The sequence below is a fragment of the Streptomyces sp. NPDC028910 genome, assembly GCF_055564955.1.
This window is the reverse complement of the sequence record NZ_JBVHVF010000005.1, coordinates 264,572-285,444: the sequence shown is the minus strand read 5'-3', so window position 1 is coordinate 285,444 and position 20,873 is coordinate 264,572. Positions and strand designations below refer to the sequence as shown.

Below are 20,873 nucleotides of genomic sequence, written 5' to 3'. Positions count from 1 at the left end.
GCCTCAGGCCGGCCGGATGGTCTCGACGGTGTGGGCCAGCCGGGCCCGTTCCGCGGCCAGCACGGTCAGGTGGCTGACGAGGGACTCCCGCGGACCGGACTTGATCAGGCCCGGGTTCCCGGTGGCGACGGCGGCGACGAAGGCGTCCATCAGCCCGGCGTCGCCGCCTCCGTGGCCGCCGGCGGCGTCCATCGCCCCCTCGGTGTCGAGGCCGATCAGCTCTTCGGTGCGCGTGAGGAAGTCGTAGACCCGCAGCCGCCTGCCGTCTCCCCGCAGCTCGGCCCGGGTTCCGAACACGCGGGTCTGGCGGTCCGCCTGTTCGGTGAAGGCGGTCATGGTGAACGTGGCGGTCGCTCCGGAGGCGAACTCCATGGCCACCACCTGGTGGTCGACCACGTCGTTGTCGCAGGCGTACACGCACCGCCCGTACGGGCCCTCGCGCAGAGCGCTCTCCAGGGCGGGCGGGGTGAACTCGTCGACCACCACGCTGAGCGGCCAGCCGTGCCTGCCGCGGGCGAGCCGGTCGCCGTAGTCCCGCTTGGCCGAATAGGGGCAGGTGGTTTCCACAGCGCAGTCCAGGCAGCGGTCGGCGGCGCCGGGCGGCTTGTTCTCGGGCCGGAAGTGCGAGAGGCGCCCGAAGCTGGAGACGCGTACGGGCGGCTGCCCGAGCACGTACTGCAGCCAGTCCAGGTCGTGGCAGGACTTGGCCATCAGCATGGAGGTCGCCTCGTCCTCGCGCCGCCAGTTGCCCCGTACGAAGGAGTGGGCCTGGTGCCAGAACCCGACCGGTTCCAGGTGCTGGACACTGACGATCTCCCCGAGCCTGCCGGATTCGAGGACGCGCTTGAGGGCCTGGGTGTAGGGCGTGTAGCGCAGGACGTGACCCACGGCGAAGGTCACCCGGGCCTCCTCCACCGCCGCCACGATCCGCCGGCACTCGTCCTCGGTCAGCGCCATCGGCTTTTCCAGCATGATGTGGTAGCCGAGCGCGGCGAACGCCAGGGCGGGCTCCAGGTGGTCACGGTCCAGCGTGCAGATCAGTACCGCGTCGGCGATCCGGCCGCGGGCGGCCAGCTCCCGCCAGTCGGCCACCGCCGCCCCGGCGCCCAGGGCGTGGCCGGCCGCGAAGCGGTCCCGCCGGATCCTGCGCGGCTCGGCCACCGCGACGACCTCGGCGCGATCCGGATGGGCCAGCGCCCACCTCGCGTGACCGGTGCCCCGCTCTCCGGCGCCGACCACGGCGAGAGTGACGACGGAGGGCATCTGACCCGCTTCCCGAACCGGCAGCCGACGCGCGGCAGTGCGCTTGCTGCCGAGAAAGTAGCGATGCCGGGGCCGCTCCGGCAAGGGAACGCGCAGGCTCCGCGGCCGGTCGGTCGGTCAGTCAGCGCAGGCCGGTGGACTTGTCCGTACGGTAGGTCGCGACCAGCGCCAGGCACAGAGCCGCGATCGCGACGCGGCCGGAGGCCTGCAGGAGCGGCCCGCGCAGCAGGATGAAGGAGTAGCCGGCGACCAGCGGGACCACCACCGAGATCAGACTGCCCGGTGGGCTACGGCGGGTGGCGCGCTTGGCGTAGCGCCGGTCCACGCGGGCGGAGGCGTATCCCATGCCGAGCAGCCCGGCGCCCATGCCCAGCGGCCCGAAGTCGAGCCACAGTTCCGCCCAGATCGGGGAGGAGAGGTTGGTGTTGACCGTGCCCATCCACTGGCCGACCATCACGCCCGTGTCCCGCGGCTTGCCGGGCCACATCGAGCGGGGCACCGCGAAGAAGACCGATCCCGCGAGCTGACGGCCGTAGAAATGGCCGGGTCCGGAGTTCGAGAAGGTGATGGTGTTCGCGAACATGCCGATCTGGTCGTAGTCCTTGAGGGCCATCGGCTCCAGGAACGACGTGGTCTCGACCGGCCGGTAGTTCTTCTCGTCGTAGCGGAAACGGTCCGCGAACGGGAAGACGAGGAGGGCGATGACCACGGCCATCGACAGGGCCACCCGGTACATCGCCGCGCTCACCGGGAAGACCGTGAACAGCATCGCGAACATGACCGTGAGGAACCAGTACCGCGGATTCGAGATCGGGTTGTTGACGATCAGGTTGAGCAGGGCGAGCGCCGCCCAGGTGACGATGACCGACACCTTGCGGCGGGCGAACTTCGAGGTGATCAGCCAGCGCGTGTGGAGCAGCAGCGCGAGCAGCGCGGGTACGGTGCCGAAACCGCGCAGCAGGGCCTGCCCGGCCTGGCCGTCGCCGTTGGAGACGCCCGCCTCCTGGATGCCCGCGATGATCTCCTGGCGGCTGGAGAAGAATACCGCCGGGCCGCCGAGCTTCATGATGAAGACCGCGCTGCACGCGAAGGAGAGGACCGTGAGCAGCTGGAGGCGCCGCCGGTGGGCCATGACGGGGCGCGGCTCCTTCTGCGAGCCGCCCGCGCGGCCGGCCGGCCGGTGGCGGGCGAGCAGCACGCCGACGTCGTAGGCGGTGCAGCCGAGCAGCACCAGCCCGATGGCGACGGTCAGGTCGGAGCGGGGGCCGACGACGGGGGTCGGGACCTGGCCGAGGACGGCCTGCGCGAGCGGGGCCACGCCCATGGCCATGTAGACGAAGAGCCAGAAGGAGCCCTGGAGCAGCTTGCGGCGGCTGGTGAGCACCATCGCGGAGAGCCGGGCGCCCGCGTACATGGTGAGCAGGAGCTGGAGCCAGAAGGCCGCGTCGCGCTGGCCGGCACCGGACTGGACGGCGACGATGAGCGGCAGGAAGACGGTGAAGCCGAGGGCGAGCGGGACGGACAGCGCCCGCGAGAGCAGGGTGCGCGGGGTGGTGACCCGGCCCCACATGGTCTCGTCCTCGAAGGGGGACGGCACGGGCGGCTTCGCGGATGTGACGGCGGGCTCGCGTATGTCCGTTGCCACTGCCGCCCCCACCCGGTGTACGTGATTCGCGCGCAGTCTAGTCTGAGCGGGCGGCGCCCGGGGAGGCGCGTCGCGGGGGGTCCCCACGGACGGAGTCCGGGGGAGGACGATCGGGGCTTCAAGTTGCGTGACCTACCTGCCTTCACGCTGGCCGGATACGACAAGGGGCGCGGGCTGCTCACGCAGGCCCTCTGGTTCGCCGTGATGAACACCCTCTTCATGAGCTGGTTCTGTCCGGCGCGGCTGCGGGTGGCCCTGCTGCGGGCCTTCGGCGCGCGGATCGGCGAGGGCGTGCTGATCCGGCACAAGGTGCGGGTGTTGTGGCCGTGGAAGCTCACCGTCGGGGACCACACCTGGATCGGTGAGGGCGCCTGGCTGCTGAACCTGGAGCCGGTGACGATCGGTTCGCACGTCTGCCTCTCCCAGGAGGCTCTGCTGTGCACCGGCTCGCACGACCACCGGGCCGCCGACTTCCGCTACCGCAACGCCCCGATCACGGTCGAGGACGGCGCCTGGGTGGCGGTACGGGCGACCGTGCTGGCCGGGGTCACGGTGGGCCGCTGCGCGGTGGCCGGGGCCGGAGCCGTGGTCCACAAGGACCTGCCCGCGCTGACCCTGCAGACCCAGGACGGGGCGCGCCGCCCGGTGGAGGAGCCGAAGTGAGAGTCCTGCACGCCGTGACGCTGCACTCCCCCTCGCACGCCTTCGGCGGGCCGGTCCGGGTCGCGCTGAACCTGACCAAGGGGCTGCGGGCCCGGGGCCACGAGGCGCGGCTGCTGGCACTGGGCGAGGGCTTCGACGCGTGGCCCACCGCCGTGGAGGGCATACCGGCGAAGCTGTACCCCGCCCGCCGGCTGCTGCCCCTCGGCTTCAGCGGGATGACCTCGCCGGCGCTGCTGGCCTCGGCCGGCCGGCTGGTGCGGGACGCCGACGTCGTGCACGTCCACCTGGCGCGTGACCTGGTGACCCTGCCGGTGGCCCTGGCGACGCTGCGCGCGGGCCGGCCGCTGGTGCTGCAGACCCACGGGATGGTGGACCCGAGCGAGAAGCTGCTGGCCAAGGTGCTGGACGCGGTGGCGGTACGCCGGCTGCTGCGCGGCGCGGACGCGGTGCTGTACCTGACCCCGCACGAGCGCGAGGGGCTGGACGCGGTGGTCGGCGCGCCGCTGGCGCAGGCGGTCCGGCTGGTCAACGGGACCCCGGCGCAGGAGGAGCGGCCGCCGCTGAGCGGTCCGCCGCGGATCCTGTACTCGGCGCGGCTGCAGACCCGTAAGCGGCCGGTGGACTTCGTGGACGCGGCTCCGGCGGTCCTCGCGGCGCACCCGGACGCGCACTTCGTGGTCGCGGGGCCGGACGAGGGCGAGCTGGGGGCCGTACGCGCCCGGATCGGGGCGCTGGGTCTGACGGACCGGTTCACGGTGCCGGGGGCGCTGTCCGGTGCGCAGGTCCTGGCGGAACTGCGCCGGGCCCACGTCTACGTCCTGCCCTCCGTGGACGAGCCGTTCCCCATGTCCGTGCTGGAGGCGCTGTCGGTGGGCGTCCCCTCGGTGGTGACCCACTCCAACGGGCTGGCCCGTGACATCGCCGCGGCGGGCGCGGGCCTGGCGGTGGATCCGGGCCCGGAGGGCGTCTCGCGGGCCGTCCTGGCGCTGCTGGATCCGGCGGCCAATCAGGCGGTCTCGGCGGCGGCGCGCGAACTGGCCGCGAAATCCTTCTCGATGGAGTCGGTCCTGGACACCCTGCTCCCGGTGTACGAGGCCGCCGCCCTGCGGAGCTAGCGGGGCGGGGCCGCTGCGCGGGCTCTCTCCCCGCCCCGCCCTTTCGCCGTTTCCTGGGGCGCTGCCCCAGACCCCGCGCCTCAAACGCCGGCGGGGCTGAAAGATAGCCCCGCCGGCGTTTGAGGCTTACGCGGGGGTCCAGGCGTAGCAGCCCGACGAGTTGAACTCCGACGTGCCCGCCGGGATGGTCGCGGTGATCTTGTCGCCCGCCTTGGGCGGGGTCTCGGGGCCCGAGGCGAGGATCGAGCCGTCCTTGGCCTTGGCCTCCCAGGTGCAGTTCGTGGCCTGGGTCAGCGCGCGGTAGGAGCCGGGCGCGGGTGATTGCCTGGGGCCCTCGGGGAAGCCCTTCTCCGCCGCCGCGAGGATCGGCTTCTGTTCCGGGCACAGGTGCGTGATCGCGTCCTTCGCACCCGGGATCTCCCCGGTGATGACGGCCCCGGTCGCCGCGTCCTTGTCGCGCTTCGCGGTGCGCTCCACCCGCTGGCAGGCCTCCTGGCCGCTCTGCAGGACGGCCGCCGGGTCCATCTTCTCCGGGACCCGCCCGCTCAGGTACTTCTTCTCCTGGGCCGTGAAGCTGCCCGTCTTCGGGATGAGCTTCGCGTCGGGCAGGACGGGCCCCGTCGGCTTCGCGTCGGCCGCGGGCGCCGACTGCGGCGGGGCGTCCGCGGGGTCGGGGACCGCCGACGAGGCCGGAGGCTTCGCCTTCGCGCCGGTGTCGGCCTCGTCGCCGCCCGAACTGCAGGCGGTCAGCGTCAGGGCGGCGGTGAGCAGGACAGCGGCCGCTGCGGAGCGTCGGTACATCGGATGGCTCCCGTACTTACAGGGGTGGGACAGGAGTGCGGGGCCCGGCCACGTAGAGCCGGGCCCCGCACGCCGTCAGGCGGTTGCTTCGGTGTCGTCGCTACTTCGCGCCGAAGGTGAGGACCAGCTGCGGAGTGCCCTCCGCCGCCGTGGCCTCGGAGGACCAGAGCCACAGCGGGTCGGTGCCCGTGCTCGTCAGGCCCAGGCTGTAGCTGCTGCCCAGCACCGCGGAGAGCGCGGCGGTGTCCAGCTCGACGTTGTGGACCGCCGAGCCGTCCGGCACGCCCGCGATGCTGCCGAGCGGGGTGGTGCCGAGGGCGGGCTTGGTGTTGAAGGTCGTGCCCGCGCCGGTCCAGGTGCCGGTGACCGGGACCACCGACACGGTGTCGGCGGTGCCGGCGCCCGCCTGCGTGGTGGTCTTGATCTGCAGGGAGGCGGACTTCAGGACCTGACCGGCCGGGGCGGCCGGCAGGTCGAAGCGCAGGTACGTCTCGTACGCCGAGGTGCCGCGCACCGCGAGCGAGGTGGACGTGCCGTACGCCGTGCTCGGGGCGCCCTGGTTGATGTAGGTGTCCTCGGTCGTCTTGACCGCGGAGACCGTGTCGGTGGGGGCCTTGGCCAGGTCGAAGTGGTTCTTGACCTGGGCCTGGGTGAGCGCCGTCGGGTAGACGGCCGTCTCGTCGACCTGGCCGGCGAAGTAGTTGCTCGTCGGGCGGGTCGGCCAGCCGGCGAGGGTGTCGCCGCCGACGTGCCAGTAGCCCGCGTAGTTCGCGTTGCTGGTGGTGTTCAGCGTGCCCTTGTTCTGGCCGTCGACGTACAGCGTGATGCCGCCGGGGCCCTGGGTGCCGACCACGTGGTGCCACTTGTTGTCGTTGTACGTGTCGAGCAGACCGGTGGAGACCGTCCTGGCCGAGCCGTTGTAGACGCCGAAGACCAGGCGACCGGTGTTGGTCATGTACAGCGTCCGGTCGTGCGAGCTGCTGCTGCGGGTGGTGTTGTTGCCGAATCCGATCAGCTTGCCGCCACGCGTGGTGTTCGTCTTGAACCAGGTCTCGATGGTGAACGCGCTGCCGACCGTCTGGCGGCGGTCGCTGTAGACCTGCTGGTTCGTGCCGGTGAAGCCGATCGCCGTGCTGCTGCCGGAGACCGCGCCGGGCGTCTGGCGCAGGGCCGGGGCGTTGTGCTGGATGCCGCTGGTGTTGCCGGACACCGAGGAGTCGGCGACGTACGGGCTGACGGTGTCGTCGTAGCGCCAGTACAGCTGGGCGCCGTCCGCGCGGACCTGGTTCGGGTACGAGTGGACCGAGGTCGGGACCGTCACCGAGGCGGTGGCCGACAGGGCGCTGGTGTTGCCCGCGTCGTCGGTCGCGGTCACGCGGTAGGTGTACGACTGGCCGGCCTTGACCGTGGTGTCGTTCCAGGAGGCCTGGGGGCGCTGCCACTCCAGGGAGTCGGCGGTGACCGTGGCGACCGGGGTCGCCGAGCCGTTGCGGTAGACGCGGTACGTCAGCTTGCTGTCGTCCGCGTCGTAGCTGGTGCGCCAGCGGACCTGGACCTCGCCGGGCTTGACGCTCGCGGCGCTCGCCACCGGAGTGGTGGGGACGCCGCGGTCGCCGGTGGAGGCGAAGCGGGTCAGACCCTGCTGCGCCTTGCCGTTGATGAGCGTGAACTCGCCGCCGACCCACATGTACTTGACGTCGTTCTTCTCGGCCACGGCCATCACGCGCGGGCCGATGCCCTCGCCGAGGCCGTCGTTGGCCGTGGGGTGCCAGCCGAGCTTGCCGGGGCCGCGCACGAATCCGTCCACGGGCGCGGGGGCGGAGCCTTCGTGGTGGGTCGGCTGGGCCAGCAGGAAGTGCCGCTTGCCGTCGGGGAACTCCAGCTCGGTGGAGCAGTCGTGCGCGTGCGAGGAGCTGTAAAGCACGCCTTGGTACGGCAGGACGAACTGGGTGGCGCCGAGGCAGCGGTCGCGCCACTTCTCGTTGAAGTCGCTCAGGTTCAGGCCGATGCGGCCGTCGAAGACCCCGCCGCCCGAGCCCTCGTTGCCCGTGTAGAACCCGGTGGCGTCGGTGGAGATGTCCTTGACGACCGAGTTCGACGGGATGTTGGTGTAGGTCTTGGTGACCGCGCCCGTGGCGGCGTCGACCACGGCCAGGGCGTGGCTGGTCTTGCCGTTGACCGTGAAGAAGTCGCCGCCGAGCAGCACGTTCTTGCCGTCGGGGGTGACCTCGATCGCACGGCCCGGCTCGTCGACGTTGGCGACGAAGGGCTTGAGCGCACCAGAGGTGGCGTCCACGGCGGCGAACCGCTCGCGGGTCTGGCCCTCGACGGCGTTGAAGTCGCCGCCCGCGTACAGGGTGTCGTCGGTGACGGCGAGCGCGCGCACGGTGGCGGGGAAGCTCGGGTGGAACGAAGCCTTGGGGGTGCAGGTCGCGATGTCGATCGCCGCGACGCTGGAGACCGGGGTGCCGTTGACGGCGCCGAAGGAGCCGCCCGCGTAGAGGGTCTTCTGGTCCTTCGAGACGACCAGCGCCCGCACGGTCGCGCTGCCCTCGCCGATGGTGAAGGCGAGCTTGCACGAGGTGGGCTTGCCCGTCGCCGCGTCGAGCGCTACGAAGTTCACCGCTTCCTGCTCGGTGCCGGCGGCGCCCTCGGGCGGACGGACGGCCGAGAAGGTACCGCCGGCGAAGACGGTGCCGTTCGCCTGGGCCATCGCCCAGACGATGCCGTTCGGCTGCCAGGTCGGCAGTTCGTCGGCGGTGAATGCCACCGGCGGCGTGATGGCGGACGCCTGAGGTATCAGCACCAGGCCTATACCGGTGCCCGCACCGGCCAGTGACAGGACGAGGGCAGCAGTCAGCCCTCTGGATCTACGCATGAGCCCCCCAGGGCAATCGCCCGGTTTGATGGCTGGAACTATCCGAACAGCCATATGTACTGGCGCAGACTAGGGCTCGCGCGAGGGCCCGGTCACCTCACTTGACCCATTGCATACCAACTTGGAATCAACAGGGTTCAGCATGGAGGGCGCACTAGGGACATACGGCAGGTTTACCCCGGCCACACCCACGCGGAGCTGCGGAGGCATGACCGGAACACGGCAAACCGTAGGGGAAATATAAGGCCTCAGCGGTCGATGCGGACCGTCACGCCCGCCAGTTGGTCCTCGACCTGGCGGATGTCGGCGTCGACCATGATCCGGGCCAGTTCCGCCACCAGGACCGTCGGCTTCCAGCCGAGCAGCTCCTGGGCCTTCGACGCGTCGCCGATGAGGGCGTCGACCTCGCTGGGGCGCTCGTACTTGGGGTCGTAGCGCACGTGCTCGTTCCAGTCGAGACCCGCGTGAGCGAAGGAGGACTCGACGAACTCGCGGACGGTCGCGGCCACGCCGGTGGCGACGACGTAGTCGGTGGGCTCGTCCTGCTGGAGCATCCGCCACATGGCGTCCACGTACTCGGGGGCGTAGCCCCAGTCGCGCACTGCGTCGAGGTTGCCGAGGTAGAGGTGGTCCTGGAGACCGGCCTTGATGCGGGCGACCGCGCGGGTGATCTTGCGGGTCACGAAGGTCTCGCCGCGGCGCGGGGACTCGTGGTTGAAGAGGATCCCGTTGACGGCGAACATGTCGTACGCCTCGCGGTAGTTCACCGTCGTCCAGTACGCGAAGACCTTCGCGGCGCCGTACGGGCTGCGCGGGTGGAACGGGGTCCCCTCGTTCTGCGGGGGCGGGGTGGCCCCGAACATCTCGGAGGACGAGGCCTGGTAGATGCGGGTGTCGACGCCGCTGGCCCGGATGGCCTCCAGCAGCCGCAGCGCGCCGAGGCCGGTCACGTCGCCCGTGTAGAGCGGGGCGTCGAAGGAGACGCGGACGTGGGACTGGGCGCCGAGGTTGTAGACCTCGTCGGGGCGTATCTCGCGGAGCAGGTTCACCAGCGCGACGCCGTCGGAGAGGTCGGCGTGGTGCAGGACGAAGGACCGGTTGGCCGTCTGCGGGTCCTGGTAGATGTGGTCGACGCGCTCCGTGTTGAAGCTGGAGGACCGCCGCACGAGCCCGTGCACCGTGTAGCCCTTGGAGAGCAGGAGCTCGGCGAGGTACGAGCCGTCCTGCCCGGTGACGCCGGTGATCAGTGCGGTCTTGCCCATACGGTCCCCCTGGGGATGGTTTCGGTCAGTTGTGATCAGCGGGGCTCCCCACCCGTTCGAGGGGGAACCGTACACGCCCGGTCCGGCAGAGATTCAGCCTCGCCGGCGTTTCAGGCGCGGGGTCCGGGGGCGGAGCCCCGGCAAACGGCGAGAGGCAGGGGCCGGACCGGGCCGGGCCGGGCCGGGTCCGGACTGCTGCCACCCCCGCGGGAGCGGACTGGCATCATCGGCGGTATGACAAGTTCGCTGCCGCTCCTGCCCCCGAACGCCCGCGTCTTCGTCGCGGGCCACCGCGGCCTCGTGGGGTCCGCGGTCGCCCGGCGGCTGACCGCCGACGGCCACGAGGTGCTCACCCGGGGCCGCGCCGACCTCGACCTGCGCGACGCCGCCGCGACCGGGGCGTACCTCAAGGACGTTCGCCCGGACGCCGTCGTGCTGGCCGCCGCCAAGGTCGGCGGGATCATGGCCAACAGCACCTACCCGGTGCAGTTCCTGGAGGAGAACCTGCAGATCCAGCTCAGTGTCATCGGCGGCGCGCACGCCGCCGGCGTGGGCCGGCTGCTGTTCCTCGGATCGTCCTGCATCTACCCGAAGCTGGCCCCGCAGCCCATCCGCGAGGACGCCCTGCTGACCGGCCCCCTGGAGCCGACCAACGAGGCCTACGCCCTCGCGAAGATCGCCGGCATCGTCCAGGTCCAGTCGTACCGCAAGCAGTACGGGGCCTCGTACATCTCGGCCATGCCGACGAACCTCTACGGTCCGGGCGACAACTTCGACCTGGAGTCCTCGCACGTCCTGCCCGCCCTCATCCGGCGCTTCCACGAGGCCGCCGCCGAGGGCCGCGAGGAGGTCACCCTGTGGGGCTCGGGCACCCCGCGCCGGGAGTTCCTCCACGTGGACGACCTGGCCGCCGCCTGCGCCGTGCTGCTGAGCACGTACGACGGCGACGAGCCCGTCAACATCGGCTGCGGCGAGGACCTGACCATCAAGGAGCTGGCCGAGACCGTCGCCGAGGTGACCGGCTTCCAGGGCCGGCTCGCCTGGGACACCTCGAAGCCGGACGGGACCCCGCGCAAGCTGCTGGACGTCGGCCGCCTGACCTCGCTCGGCTGGAAGCCCGCCGTCCCGCTGCGGGACGGCATCGCCGCCACGTACGCGTGGTGGCGCGAGCAGGGCTGATCGCACGGCCCAGGGCCCCCCTCAGTACGCTCCGCGACCGTCGACGACGGCGCGGAGCGTACGGCCCATGACATCGACATCGCTGGTGAAGGACCAGTTGTCGACGTACTGCAGGTCCAGCTGAATCGTTTCATCCCAGGACAGGTCGGACCGCCCGCTGATCTGCCACAGCCCTGTCATCCCCGGCCGCACGGTGAGCCGGCGCAGCTCGACCTCGTCGTACTGCGCCACCTCCTCCGGCAGCGGCGGGCGCGGTCCGACCAGCGACATGTCGCCGGCCAGTACGTTGACCAGCTGCGGCAGTTCGTCCAGGGAGGTGCGGCGCAGGAGGCGGCCCACCCGGGTCACCCGGGGGTCGCGCCGCATCTTGAACATCAGGCCGTCGTTCTCGTTGGACCCGGACAGTTCGGCCTTGCGGGCGTCGGCGTCCACGACCATGGTGCGGAACTTCCACATGACGAACGGGACCCCGTCGCGGCCGATGCGCCGCTGCCGGTAGAAGGCGGGGCCGCGCGAGCCGCAGCGTATGGCCAGGACGATCCCGAGGAAGAGCGGGGAGAGCAGCAGCAGCCCGGCCGCGGCTCCCACCCGGTCCAGGGCCGACTTGAGCAGGGTCTGCACGCCGCGGCTGACCGGCGGCGCGACCCGCAGCACGGCGAGGCCGCCCGCGGACAGGGTTTCCAGCCGCTTGACCGAGACCTCCACCAGCCCGGGGAAGACGGCGAGTTCCAGGCCGGCGTCGTGCAGGGCCCAGGCGACCCGGCGCAGCCGCTCCCCCGCGATCCGCGCGCCGGGGGCCACCAGCACCAGGTCGGCGTGGTGGCTGCGGACCGCACCGAGCACGGCCGCGGAGTCGACGTTCGCGGCCCCGGGCATCGCCGCGTCGAGCCGGGCCGCCACGGGCACCCCGCTGACGAGCGAGCCGGCACCGACCGGGACCACGCCGACGACCACGTACGGATGGTCGGTGCGGGCGGCGAGGTGCGCGATGACGTCCTCGGCCGCGTCGGGCTCGCCGACGACCAGGACCCGGCTGACGGCCTGTGCCTCGCGGCGGGCGGCCGAGAGGTGGCGGTAGGTCAGCTTGTGGCAGGCGACGGTGATGAGCAGAGCGGGCAGCAGGGCGCCGAGGGCGGACAGCCGCGGGGTGGCCTCCTCGGTCACCACGCGGGCCACGGCGAGCACACCGATCAGAATCAGCCAGTCATGTACGACCGGCAGCACACCGCGGGACTCCCCGAGCGCCCGGGTCGCGTACCGTCGGCGCAGCGCCTGCACCCCGGTCCACGCCAGCGCGGCGGCGAGGGCGCAGTAGAGGGGCCGGACCTGCTGTGCGGCGTCGAAGACGAGCCCTACGGGGAGGGCGGCGCCGAGGAAATCGGCGGCGACGGCGGCCGGGCGGTACCAACGGGCCTTGTCTCCGAGGCGCCGTGTGGGCGCAACGGACTCCCGGGCCGTTCTGGCCACTCTTTGCGCAGGAAAATGGACATGCCTCATGGGCCCCCCTGGCACGTGGTCTATGACAGTGGCGGCTGTCCATGGCTTCCCCGGGCAACGGACATCTGCCGCACCGGGAAACAGTACGACAAACACCCGTACGACAAATGCCGTTTGGGTCAACGTGGTCTCTTGTTGCCCAAGTGTTAGCAACCGGTATCAGCCGTTCCGAATGCTGGACGTCCCGTCAGCACACGAAGGTGAATAGTTCGGATACCGGATACGTATCTTCGAACAACGGACCGTTTCCGGCCAACATTTTGACGCGACCCTGACATTCAACTCCGCAAGTGGCACTCTTCGACCGTTCATCGCACCAGCCCTGTTCTGCCCGGAGGCCCACCCAGCCATCCGGAACCCCCCTTGCAGAAGGAGTCTGCGTTGAGGTCCACCCCCCAGAGGCGTGCCACCGCGGCCGGCGCGCTCGTAGCCGCGGCAGCCCTGCTCGCCGTAGGCATACAGACCGGCTCCGCCACCGCCGACGCCACCGCGTCACAGGCCAGCCCGGCCGCCAAGCCCAACCCGGGCGCGGCCAACCGCGTACTCAGCGCCTCGGAGCGTGCGACGCTCCTCGCCGAGGCCAACTCGACCACCGCGCAGGCCGCCAAGGCGCTCGGCCTCGGCAGTGGCGAGAAGCTCGTCGTCCGCGATGTCGTCCAGGATGCGGACGGCACCACGCACACCACGTACGAGCGCACCTACGACGGCCTCCCGGTGCTCGGCGGCGACCTCACCGTCCACGCCAAGGACGGCGTCACCAAGAGCGTGACCAAGGCGACCCACCACGAGATCAAGGTCGCGGACACCGACGCCACCGTCACCCCGGCGGCCGCGGAGAGTCAGGCCGTTGCCGCCGCCGGCGCCGAGGGCTCCAAGGAGGCCAAGGCCTCCAAGAGCGCCCGCAAGGTGATCTGGGCGGCCGAGGGCGCTCCGGTCCTCGCGTTCGAGACCGTCGTCGGCGGCCTCCAGCACGACGGCACGCCCAACGAGCTGCACGTGGTGACCAACGCCAAGACCGGCGCCAAGATCACCGAGTGGCAGGCCGTCGAGACCGGCACCGGCAACACGCAGTACAGCGGCCAGGTGACCCTCGGGACCACGCAGTCGGGCAGCAGCTGGAACCTGACCGACGCCGCCCGCGGCGCCCACAAGACCTACAACCTCAACCGCGGCACCTCCGGCACCGGCACGCTCTTCTCCGGCCCGGACGACATCTGGGGCAACGGCCTGCCCGCCAACCTGGAGACGGCCGGCGCCGACGCGCACTACGGCGCGGCCCTCACCTGGGACTACTACAAGAACGTGCACGGCCGCAACGGCCTGCGCAACGACGGCGTGGCCCCGTACTCCCGGGTCCACTACGGCAACAACTACGTCAACGCCTTCTGGCAGGACTCCTGCTTCTGCATGACCTACGGCGACGGCGACGGCAACGCCAAGCCGCTCACCTCCATCGACGTGGCCGCCCACGAGATGACCCACGGCCTGACCTCGGTCACCGGCAACATGACCTACAGCGGTGAGCCGGGCGGCCTGAACGAGGCGACCTCCGACATCTTCGCCGCGGCCGTGGAGTTCCACGCCAACAACGCCCAGGACGTCGGCGACTACCTGGTCGGCGAGAAGATCGACATCCGCGGCAACGGCACCCCGCTGCGCTACATGGACAAGCCCAGCAAGGACGGCTCGTCCAAGGACGCGTGGTACTCGGGCATCGGCTCCATCGACGTCCACTACTCCTCGGGCCCCGCCAACCACTGGTACTACCTGGCCTCCGAGGGCTCCGGCGCCAAGGTCATCAACGGCGTGAGCTACGACTCGCCGACCTCCGACGGACTCCCGGTCACCCCGATCGGCCGCGACGCCGCCTCGAAGATCTGGTTCCGCGCGCTGACGACCGGTCTGTTCAAGTCGAACACCAACTACGCGGGCGCCCGTACGGCCACGCTGCAGGCGGCCGCCGACCTGTACGGCGCCGGCTCGGCCACGTACAACAACACCGCCAACGCCTGGGCAGCCATCAACGTCGGCCCGCGCATCGTGAACGGTGTCTCTGTCACCAACCCGGGCAACCAGAACACCATCACGGGCAGCGCCGTGAGCCTGCAGATCCAGGCCACCAGCACCAACCCCGGTGCGCTGACCTACGCGGCGACCGGCCTGCCGGCCGGCCTGTCGATCAACTCCTCCACCGGCCTGATCTCCGGTACGGCCTCCACCGCGGGCACGTCCAGCGTGACCGTGACGGTGACGGACGCACAGAACCAGACCGGTACGGCGGCGTTCACCTGGACGGTCGGCACCCAGCAGCAGACCGTCTTCGAGAACACCGCGGACTACGCGATCGCGGACAACGCGACCGTCGAGTCACCGATCACCGTGAACCGCACGGGCAACGCCTCCAGCGCCCTCAAGGTGGACGTGAACATCGTCCACACCTACGTCGGTGACCTCCGGGTCGACCTGGTCGCCCCCGACGGCACCGTCTACAACCTGCGCAACCGCACCGGCGGCAGCGCGGACAACATCGTCCAGTCCTTCACCGTGAACGCCTCCTCCGAGGTGGCGGCCGGTGTCTGGAAGCTCCGCGTCGCGGACCTCGCCAGCCTGGACACGGGCAAGATCGACAGCTGGAAGCTCACCTTCTGACCCCCACCGGGGCAGTGTGAGCGACAGCTGAGCAGATAGACCACGGGGCCGCCCGGGAGAAGACCTCCCCGGGCGGCCCTGTTCCATCCCCATCGGGGGCAGCCGGGATCAGTCGATGGCGCGGAAGACGACGTCGAGGAAGTCGTCCCCGTCCTTGTCGTCACGGCCCAGCCAGTCACCGAGCCCGTAGTCCGGAAGGGCATGGTCCCCACGGCCCTGGTCGTCACGCCCCTCGTCCTCGCGGCCCTCGTCGTCCTCGTCCGCCGACTGGAAGAAGACCGAGACGACCTCCACTCCGCCCGCCCGCTCGCCCGGCCGCAGCACCTTCTCCGCCTCGCCGTTGCAGCTGCGGTTGGCGAAGAGCACCGCCAGCGACGGCGTGTCGTTGCGCACCTCCAGGGCCGGCTCGTCCCGGGAGGTGCGCGTCAGCACGTAGCAGGTGTCGTTCCCCGTGGGCCGGAGCTGACCCTTCCGCTCGGAGCCGCGCTCGTCCACGAACCGGTAGTGCAGCGTGCCGATGGCGCTGTCACCGTTGTCGTCGGCCAGCGACGGGCCGGCGGTGGGCAGGACGAGCGCGAGAGCGCCGGCGAACACGGCGGCGGTGGTGCGAAGACGCATGGAGTGGGTCCGTTCCTCGGGTTCCGCGGATGCAGGGTCCGGTGGCATCCGCGGGCAGCGTAGGAGCGGAAGGGTCAGCAGAAACGATTCGTCACGCCCAGCGCGTGCGAAGGTTCACCCAGGAGGTCCCGGCCGGACGGCCTCGGCTCGGCCCGGCGGGGGCCGCGACGCCCGTGGGGGACGGACGGCTGGTGAACCCGCCGCCCGCCCCCGGAAGCGCCCGCCCCCGAACCGCCCCCGTACCGCTCCCGAACCTCCCCCGTACCGCTCGTGCGGCGGTCCTACCGGAGCAGTACGCCGCCCCCCGCGTCCGAGTCCACCGGGGCCGCGACCAGGCCCAGTTCGGCCGGGGCCGCCAGCATCGGATGCGCCGGCAGGATGCGTACCGTGTAGCCGAAGGGCCCCGTACGGTCGAGGGCGAGCGGGCCCTCGTACACCCAGTGCCCGTCCAGGTCGGGACCCGCGGCCGGCTTGAGCGGGAAGGTCCGCCCGTCCCGGATCACGTCCTGCGGATCCACCCGGCCGGCGACGGCCTGCACCTCCACGTCCTCGGGCGCCAGCGCGTCCAGCGCCACGTGCACCCGCAGGGTCAGGGTGGCCCCCAGCTCGGCGGTGCCGTTCACGGGAGCCGCGGCCAGCGCCTCCACGTGGTCGACCGAGACCCGTGGCCAGGCCGCGCGGACCCGCCCCTTCCACCAGGCGAGGTCGCGCGCCGCCTCGGCGGTGAGGGCCCGGTGGGCGAGCGCGGCCGGCGCGTACAGCCGTTCCACGTACTCCCGCACCATCCGCCCGGCGAGCACCTTCGGCCCCAGTGAGGCGAGCGTACGCCGGACCATCTCGATCCACCGCACCGGAAGCCCTGCCCTCCCGGCCCGCTCGTAGAACGTGGGCGCGACCCGCCCCTCGATCAACTCGTAGAGGGCGTTCGCCTCCAGGTGGTCGCGCCGGTCCTCGTCCGCGCCGAGGCCGTCGGCGGTCGGGATGGCCCAGCCGAAGTCCGGCTCGAACCACTCGTCCCACCACCCGTCCAGCACGGACAGGTTGAGGCAGCCGTTCAGCGCGGCCTTCATCCCGCTCGTGCCGCACGCCTCCAGCGGCCGCAGCGGATTGTTCAGCCAGACGTCGCAGCCCGGGTAGAGCTTCTGCGCCATGGCCATGCCGTAGTCGGGCAGGAAGACGATCCGGTGCCGCACCCGCGGGTCGTCCGCGAACCGCACCAGTTCCTGCACGAGCCGCTTCCCGCCGTCGTCGGCCGGATGCGCCTTGCCGGCCACGACGATCTGCACCGGCCGGTCGGGGTCCAGCAGCAGCCTGCGCAGCCGGTCCGGGTCGCGCAGCATCAGCGTCAGCCTCTTGTACGAGGGCACGCGCCGGGCGAAGCCGATGGTCAGCACGTCGGGGTCCAGTACGGAGTCCACCCAGCCCAGTTCGGCGGCGGCGGCCCCGCGCTGGAGCCACGAGGCCCGCAGCCGGTCGCGCACCTCCTGCACCAGCTGCTCGCGGAGCACCCGCCGCAGATCCCACACGTCCTGGTCGGGGATGTCGGCGACCGCGTCCCAGCGCTGGGAACCGCCGACCGACAGGGCGTCCTCGGTGCGGCCCGCGCCGATCTGGCGGGCGCCGAGCCGGACCACCTCGGGGGCCACCCAGGTCGGGGCGTGCACCCCGTTGGTCACGGAGGTGATGGGCACGTCGGCCGGGTCGAAGCCGGGCCACAGCCCGGCGAACATCTCCCGGCTGACCGCGCCGTGCAGGGTGGACACCCCGTTGGCCCGCTGGGCCAGCCGCAGTCCCATCACCGCCATGTTGAACACCCCCGGGTCGCCCCCGGGATAGCTCTCGGCGCCCAGCTCCAGGATCCGCTCGACCGGTACGCCGGCCAGCTCCCCGCCGTCCCCGAAGTGCCGGGCGACCAGGGCCCGGTCGAAGCGGTCGATCCCGGCCGGGACGGGGGTGTGCGTGGTGAACACGGTTCCGGCGCGCACCGCCTCGACGGCGGCGTCGAAGCCGAGTCCGCGCTCCCGCTCCAGTTCCCTTATGCGTTCGAGACCGAGGAAGCCGGCGTGGCCCTCGTTGGTGTGGAAGACCTCGGGCTCGGGGTGGCCGGTGAGCCCGCAGTACAGCCGGACGGCGCGGACACCGCCGATGCCCAGCAGCATCTCCTGGAGCAGCCGGTGGTCGCTGCCGCCGCCGTAGAGCCGGTCGGTCACCTCGCGGGCCGCGGCGTCGTTGTCCTCGACGTCGGAGTCCAGCAGCAGCAGCGGCACCCGCCCGACGCGGGCCTGCCAGATGTGCGCGTGCAGGGCGCGCCCGCCGGGCAGGGTCAGCGAGACCCGGGCGGGGGTCCCGTCGTCCTGGCGGAGCAGGCCGAGCGGGAGTTCGTTGGGATCGAGGACGGGGTAGTGCTCCTGCTGCCAGCCGTCGCGGGACAGCGACTGCCGGAAGTAGCCGTGCCGGTAGAGGAGTCCCACTCCGATGAGCGGGACGCCGAGGTCGCTGGCGGCCTTCAGGTGGTCCCCGGCGAGGATGCCGAGGCCGCCGGAGTACTGCGGCAGGGCGGCGGTGATCCCGAATTCGGGCGAGAAATAGGCGATGGCGGCGGGCAGTTCCGCGCCGTTCTCCCGGCTCTGGTACCACCTCCCGCCGTTCAGGTAGTCATCGAGGTCGGCGGCGGCGACGGCGAGCCGCCGCAGGAACCGGCGGTCTCCGGCCAGTTCCGCGAGCCGGTCGGCGCAGACCGCGCCGAGGAGCCGGACGGGGTCGCCGCCGGCGGCCTGCCAGCCCTCGGGGTCGACGGATTGGAAGAGTTCCCGGGTCTCTGTATGCCACGACCAGCGCAGGTTGCGCGCGAGGCCGGTGAGCGGCAGCAGGGGTTCCGGGAGGACGGGGCGCACGGTGAATCGACGGATAGCCTTCACACGTTCCACCTTCGCAGGGGATTGCGGATCGGAGCGGCCGCACCACGCTGTGCACCCGCGCATCACCCCGGGAAGGCTAGCGACGCCCGCCGGTTCGGGCCATGGCGCCTCCCGCCGGGCGGCCTTCGAGGACCCCCGCGGCAACCCGCGCCGGTGAGGTCCGCCACGGAACGGATGTACGGGAGGACGCGCTCGGACCGCCGTGGAAGGTACGTGGTGGCCGCCCCCGCCGGGCGTCCCTCGCGTGCGCAGACCCGGGCGCGGCGGGTGTCTCATCGCACGGCATCGGGCCGGCCCGCCTCCAACAGGTCGTCCAGGTACGGCCGCAGCACCTCGGGCAGCGCGGCGCGCTCCAGCGTGCGCAGCAGGGCGTACGCGGGCTCCGCCAGGTGGACGCCCAGCTGGAGCAGCGCGTTCAGCTGGGACTCCAGCGCGTCCCGGTCCGGCTCCCGTACGGCGGCCCGGGCCAGCGCGCCGCACAGGTAGCGGCCCACCTCGGGCGCCCAGGAGTCCGGCCGGTCCGAGATCTCCTCGGCTGCCCGCTCCCGCAGCCGGGGGTCGGGCGCGCGCAGGCCCCGTACGGACTCCCGTGCCCGGGGTTCGGCGTCCAGGCGGTCCCATTCGGCCAGTCCGCGCGCGCCGCAGCCCGACAGCAACACCCGCGCCGTGCAGCCGGGATCCAGCCGGTCCACGGCCCTCCCGTAGAAGTCGATCCGCTCCAGCACCACCCATGCCCCGCCCGGGGTGCGCAGCGGGAGCCCGGTGTGCGGGATTCCGCGCAGGCAGCGCACGAGGACCCGCGTCGCGTCGCCGATGGGCTCCGCCGGCCCGGAGATCTGCAGCCGCGCCGCCCGTGCGAGCAGCGCGGCCGCCACCGGGGATCCGGCGGCGAGCCCGGCGAGTCGGTTCAGCGCGGCGTCGTCCAGGGCCGGTTCGACGGCGGGCAGCGCGTCGATCTCCGCCGCCAGGGCGGCCGGATCGTCCTCCCGGCAGGCGGCGTCGGCCAGCGCGGAGGCCAGGTACCGCTCCTGGTCCGGGTCCCACACCGCGGCCGCCGCCTCCCGTGCGGCCGCCTCCCGCAGCCGGGGGTCGGCCGCCCGCAGCCGTGCGCCGATCCATGCGTGCAGTGCCTGCGAGTCCATGGGGCATTGTCCCTCGCGCGAACGGCGCGCGTCCCGGGGCCGGAAGCTTCCCCTACGGCGACGACCCCGGGTGCGGCCGGACCGCCGCCTCGGCGTACGCGCGCTGTTCGCTGGGGCTGATGCCGTACGCCTCGCGGAAGGCGCGGCTGAAGGCGGCCGCGTTGGCGAAGCCCCAGCGGGCGGCGATGGCGTGGATGGGGCGGCCGAGCAGTTCGGGCCGGGAGAGGTCGGCGTGGCAGCGTTCCAGACGGCGCCGCCGGACGGAGGCCGCGACACTCTCCTCCTGGTCCTGGAACAACAGGTGCAGGCGGCGCACGGAGATGTGGTGGCGGGCCGCGATGGCCTGTGGGGTCAGGTCCGGGTCGCCCAGGTTGTGCTCGATGAAGGCGTTGATCCGCTCCATCAGGACACGGGGGCGCGACTCGGAGGGGAGCTCGTCGTGGGTGTCGCTGCGCTCGGCCAGGCACGCGGTGACCAGGTCGACCGCGACCCTTCCCAGCCGGGCGAGGTCCTGGGGACCGCATTCGGCTCCGTGTGATCCGAGGGAGCGCATGAACTGGGCCAGGATCGCGCCCATCCCGGTCTCTCCGGAGATCCGCTGGGCGAGCAGCCGGTCCATCCTGTCGGCGGGGAGGGGCAGCGCGCTCCTGGGCATCTGTATGACGATATTCCGGATCGCGTCACCTCCGGTCCGGACGTCGCCCCCGGTCCGGCTGTCACCCCCGGCCCGGGCACCGGCCGCGTACGGGTGCGAGGTGTCCAGGAGCACCATGTCGCCGGCGGTCAGCTCGGACTCGTTGCGGTTCTGCGTCATCCACATGGGGCATCCCGTGATGAGCGAGAACTGGTACCTCTCCGGGTCGTTCTGCCTGACCTGCGCCGCCGTGCGCCGGGACTGCACGGGGGTGCACGCGAAGGTCGACAGCTGTACGGCGTCCAGTTCGAGCGCGGCGGCCTCCGCCCGGAATCCGGCGACGGGGGGTTCGTGGAGCTGCGTCGGCGCCAGCGCGGTGGCGACGATGTCGGCGAACCACTCGAACCTGTCGGCCTCCGGCACAGCAGTGGAGGACATCTTCGCCCACATCTTCACCCCCGGAACGTGCGTACTCCCGGCCTCTCGGGACAAGGGCTCATTGTGCCCTGTGCGGCCGCGGCGACGGTCCGCGAGGGACCCGGGAGACCCCTGGGACTGGTGGTGTCCGCCCCTACGTCACCTAGTCCCGGCCGACTTGACGGAGCCCCG

General features: G+C 72.0%; 14 protein-coding genes. 4 read left to right on the top strand and 10 right to left on the bottom strand.

What is annotated here, in order from left to right:
• Nucleotides 1–3: 3 nt before the first annotated feature.
• Together ACZ4TV_RS10230 and ACZ4TV_RS10225 are read right to left on the bottom strand one after the other, a co-directional pair.
• Entirely contained in the window at nt 4–1,263 is a 1,260-nt protein-coding gene (locus tag ACZ4TV_RS10230; protein ID WP_468132718.1) for a Gfo/Idh/MocA family protein, read from the bottom strand.
• A gap of 121 nt (nt 1,264–1,384) precedes the next feature.
• Nucleotides 1,385–2,908 carry a hypothetical protein gene (locus ACZ4TV_RS10225; RefSeq protein WP_468132716.1) on the bottom strand — a complete coding sequence of 508 codons (1,524 nt, stop codon included), beginning with the start codon at nt 2,906–2,908 and terminating at the stop codon, nt 1,385–1,387.
• Nucleotides 2,909–3,031: 123 nt separating this feature from the next.
• Here ACZ4TV_RS10225 and ACZ4TV_RS10220 point away from each other — a divergent pair, with 123 nt between their 5' ends.
• Together ACZ4TV_RS10220 and ACZ4TV_RS10215 are read left to right on the top strand one after the other, a co-directional pair.
• A complete protein-coding gene (locus tag ACZ4TV_RS10220) occupies nt 3,032–3,571 on the top strand; it encodes a WcaF family extracellular polysaccharide biosynthesis acetyltransferase (RefSeq protein WP_468132714.1) in 540 nt (179 codons plus the stop codon).
• A complete protein-coding gene (locus ACZ4TV_RS10215) occupies nt 3,568–4,686 on the top strand; it encodes a glycosyltransferase (protein WP_468132712.1) in 1,119 nt (372 codons plus the stop codon). Before ACZ4TV_RS10220 ends, ACZ4TV_RS10215 begins: the two co-directional genes overlap by 4 nt.
• Nucleotides 4,687–4,812: 126 nt before the next feature.
• Here ACZ4TV_RS10215 and ACZ4TV_RS10210 read toward each other — a convergent pair whose 3' ends face one another.
• The 3 genes from ACZ4TV_RS10210 to gmd form a co-directional block, all read right to left on the bottom strand.
• Nucleotides 4,813–5,487: a hypothetical protein gene (locus ACZ4TV_RS10210; RefSeq protein ID WP_468132710.1), complete on the bottom strand. Its 675-nt coding sequence runs from the start codon at nt 5,485–5,487 to the stop codon at nt 4,813–4,815.
• Between the two features lie 100 nt (nt 5,488–5,587).
• On the bottom strand, nt 5,588–8,365 hold the full coding sequence (locus tag ACZ4TV_RS10205) for a CBM96 family carbohydrate-binding protein (protein WP_468132708.1): 2,778 nt from the start codon (nt 8,363–8,365) through the stop codon (nt 5,588–5,590).
• A 248-nt stretch (nt 8,366–8,613) separates the two neighbouring features.
• The gene (gmd, locus tag ACZ4TV_RS10200; RefSeq protein ID WP_468132706.1) at nt 8,614–9,627 is read right to left on the bottom strand and encodes a GDP-mannose 4,6-dehydratase; all 1,014 of its coding nucleotides are present in this window, start codon (nt 9,625–9,627) and stop codon (nt 8,614–8,616) included.
• A 234-nt stretch (nt 9,628–9,861) separates the two neighbouring features.
• Between gmd and ACZ4TV_RS10195 the strand changes: the two genes are divergently transcribed.
• On the top strand, nt 9,862–10,806 hold the full coding sequence (locus ACZ4TV_RS10195; RefSeq protein ID WP_468132704.1) for a GDP-L-fucose synthase family protein: 945 nt from the start codon (nt 9,862–9,864) through the stop codon (nt 10,804–10,806).
• A 21-nt stretch (nt 10,807–10,827) separates the two neighbouring features.
• Here ACZ4TV_RS10195 and ACZ4TV_RS10190 read toward each other — a convergent pair whose 3' ends face one another.
• Nucleotides 10,828–12,303: a sugar transferase gene (locus ACZ4TV_RS10190; protein WP_468132702.1), complete on the bottom strand. Its 1,476-nt coding sequence runs from the start codon at nt 12,301–12,303 to the stop codon at nt 10,828–10,830.
• 381 nt (nt 12,304–12,684) lie between these two features.
• Between ACZ4TV_RS10190 and ACZ4TV_RS10185 the strand changes: the two genes are divergently transcribed.
• Nucleotides 12,685–14,952 carry a M4 family metallopeptidase gene (locus tag ACZ4TV_RS10185; protein ID WP_468132700.1) on the top strand — a complete coding sequence of 756 codons (2,268 nt, stop codon included), beginning with the start codon at nt 12,685–12,687 and terminating at the stop codon, nt 14,950–14,952.
• A 108-nt stretch (nt 14,953–15,060) separates the two neighbouring features.
• Here the strand turns inward: ACZ4TV_RS10185 and ACZ4TV_RS10180 are convergent, their stop codons facing one another.
• The 4 genes from ACZ4TV_RS10180 to ACZ4TV_RS10165 all read right to left on the bottom strand — a co-directional run bounded on the left by ACZ4TV_RS10180 (nt 15,061) and on the right by ACZ4TV_RS10165 (nt 20,702).
• Entirely contained in the window at nt 15,061–15,570 is a 510-nt protein-coding gene (locus tag ACZ4TV_RS10180) for a hypothetical protein (RefSeq protein WP_468132698.1), read from the bottom strand.
• A 281-nt stretch (nt 15,571–15,851) separates the two neighbouring features.
• The gene (gene glgP, locus ACZ4TV_RS10175) at nt 15,852–18,488 is read right to left on the bottom strand and encodes an alpha-glucan family phosphorylase (protein ID WP_468132696.1); all 2,637 of its coding nucleotides are present in this window, start codon (nt 18,486–18,488) and stop codon (nt 15,852–15,854) included.
• Between the two features lie 272 nt (nt 18,489–18,760).
• Nucleotides 18,761–19,630: a hypothetical protein gene (locus tag ACZ4TV_RS10170; protein ID WP_468132694.1), complete on the bottom strand. Its 870-nt coding sequence runs from the start codon at nt 19,628–19,630 to the stop codon at nt 18,761–18,763.
• A 52-nt stretch (nt 19,631–19,682) separates the two neighbouring features.
• A complete protein-coding gene (locus tag ACZ4TV_RS10165) occupies nt 19,683–20,702 on the bottom strand; it encodes an AraC-like ligand-binding domain-containing protein (RefSeq protein WP_468132692.1) in 1,020 nt (339 codons plus the stop codon).
• Nucleotides 20,703–20,873: the final 171 nt, after the last annotated feature.

Bases quoted from the DNA above. Each gene is read 5' to 3' on its own strand.
- ACZ4TV_RS10190 (WP_468132702.1), bottom strand. From the start codon at position 12,303: ATGAGGCATGTCCATTTTCCTGCGCAAAGAGTGGCCAGAACGGCCCGG.
- ACZ4TV_RS10205 (WP_468132708.1), bottom strand. From the start codon at position 8,365: ATGCGTAGATCCAGAGGGCTGACTGCTGCCCTCGTCCTGTCACTGGCC.
- ACZ4TV_RS10170 (WP_468132694.1), bottom strand. From the start codon at position 19,630: ATGGACTCGCAGGCACTGCACGCATGGATCGGCGCACGGCTGCGGGCG.
- ACZ4TV_RS10180 (WP_468132698.1), bottom strand. From the start codon at position 15,570: ATGCGTCTTCGCACCACCGCCGCCGTGTTCGCCGGCGCTCTCGCGCTC.
- gmd (WP_468132706.1), bottom strand. From the start codon at position 9,627: ATGGGCAAGACCGCACTGATCACCGGCGTCACCGGGCAGGACGGCTCG.
- ACZ4TV_RS10195 (WP_468132704.1), top strand. From the start codon at position 9,862: ATGACAAGTTCGCTGCCGCTCCTGCCCCCGAACGCCCGCGTCTTCGTC.
- ACZ4TV_RS10210 (WP_468132710.1), bottom strand. From the start codon at position 5,487: ATGTACCGACGCTCCGCAGCGGCCGCTGTCCTGCTCACCGCCGCCCTG.
- ACZ4TV_RS10230 (WP_468132718.1), bottom strand. From the start codon at position 1,263: ATGCCCTCCGTCGTCACTCTCGCCGTGGTCGGCGCCGGAGAGCGGGGC.
- ACZ4TV_RS10165 (WP_468132692.1), bottom strand. From the start codon at position 20,702: ATGTCCTCCACTGCTGTGCCGGAGGCCGACAGGTTCGAGTGGTTCGCC.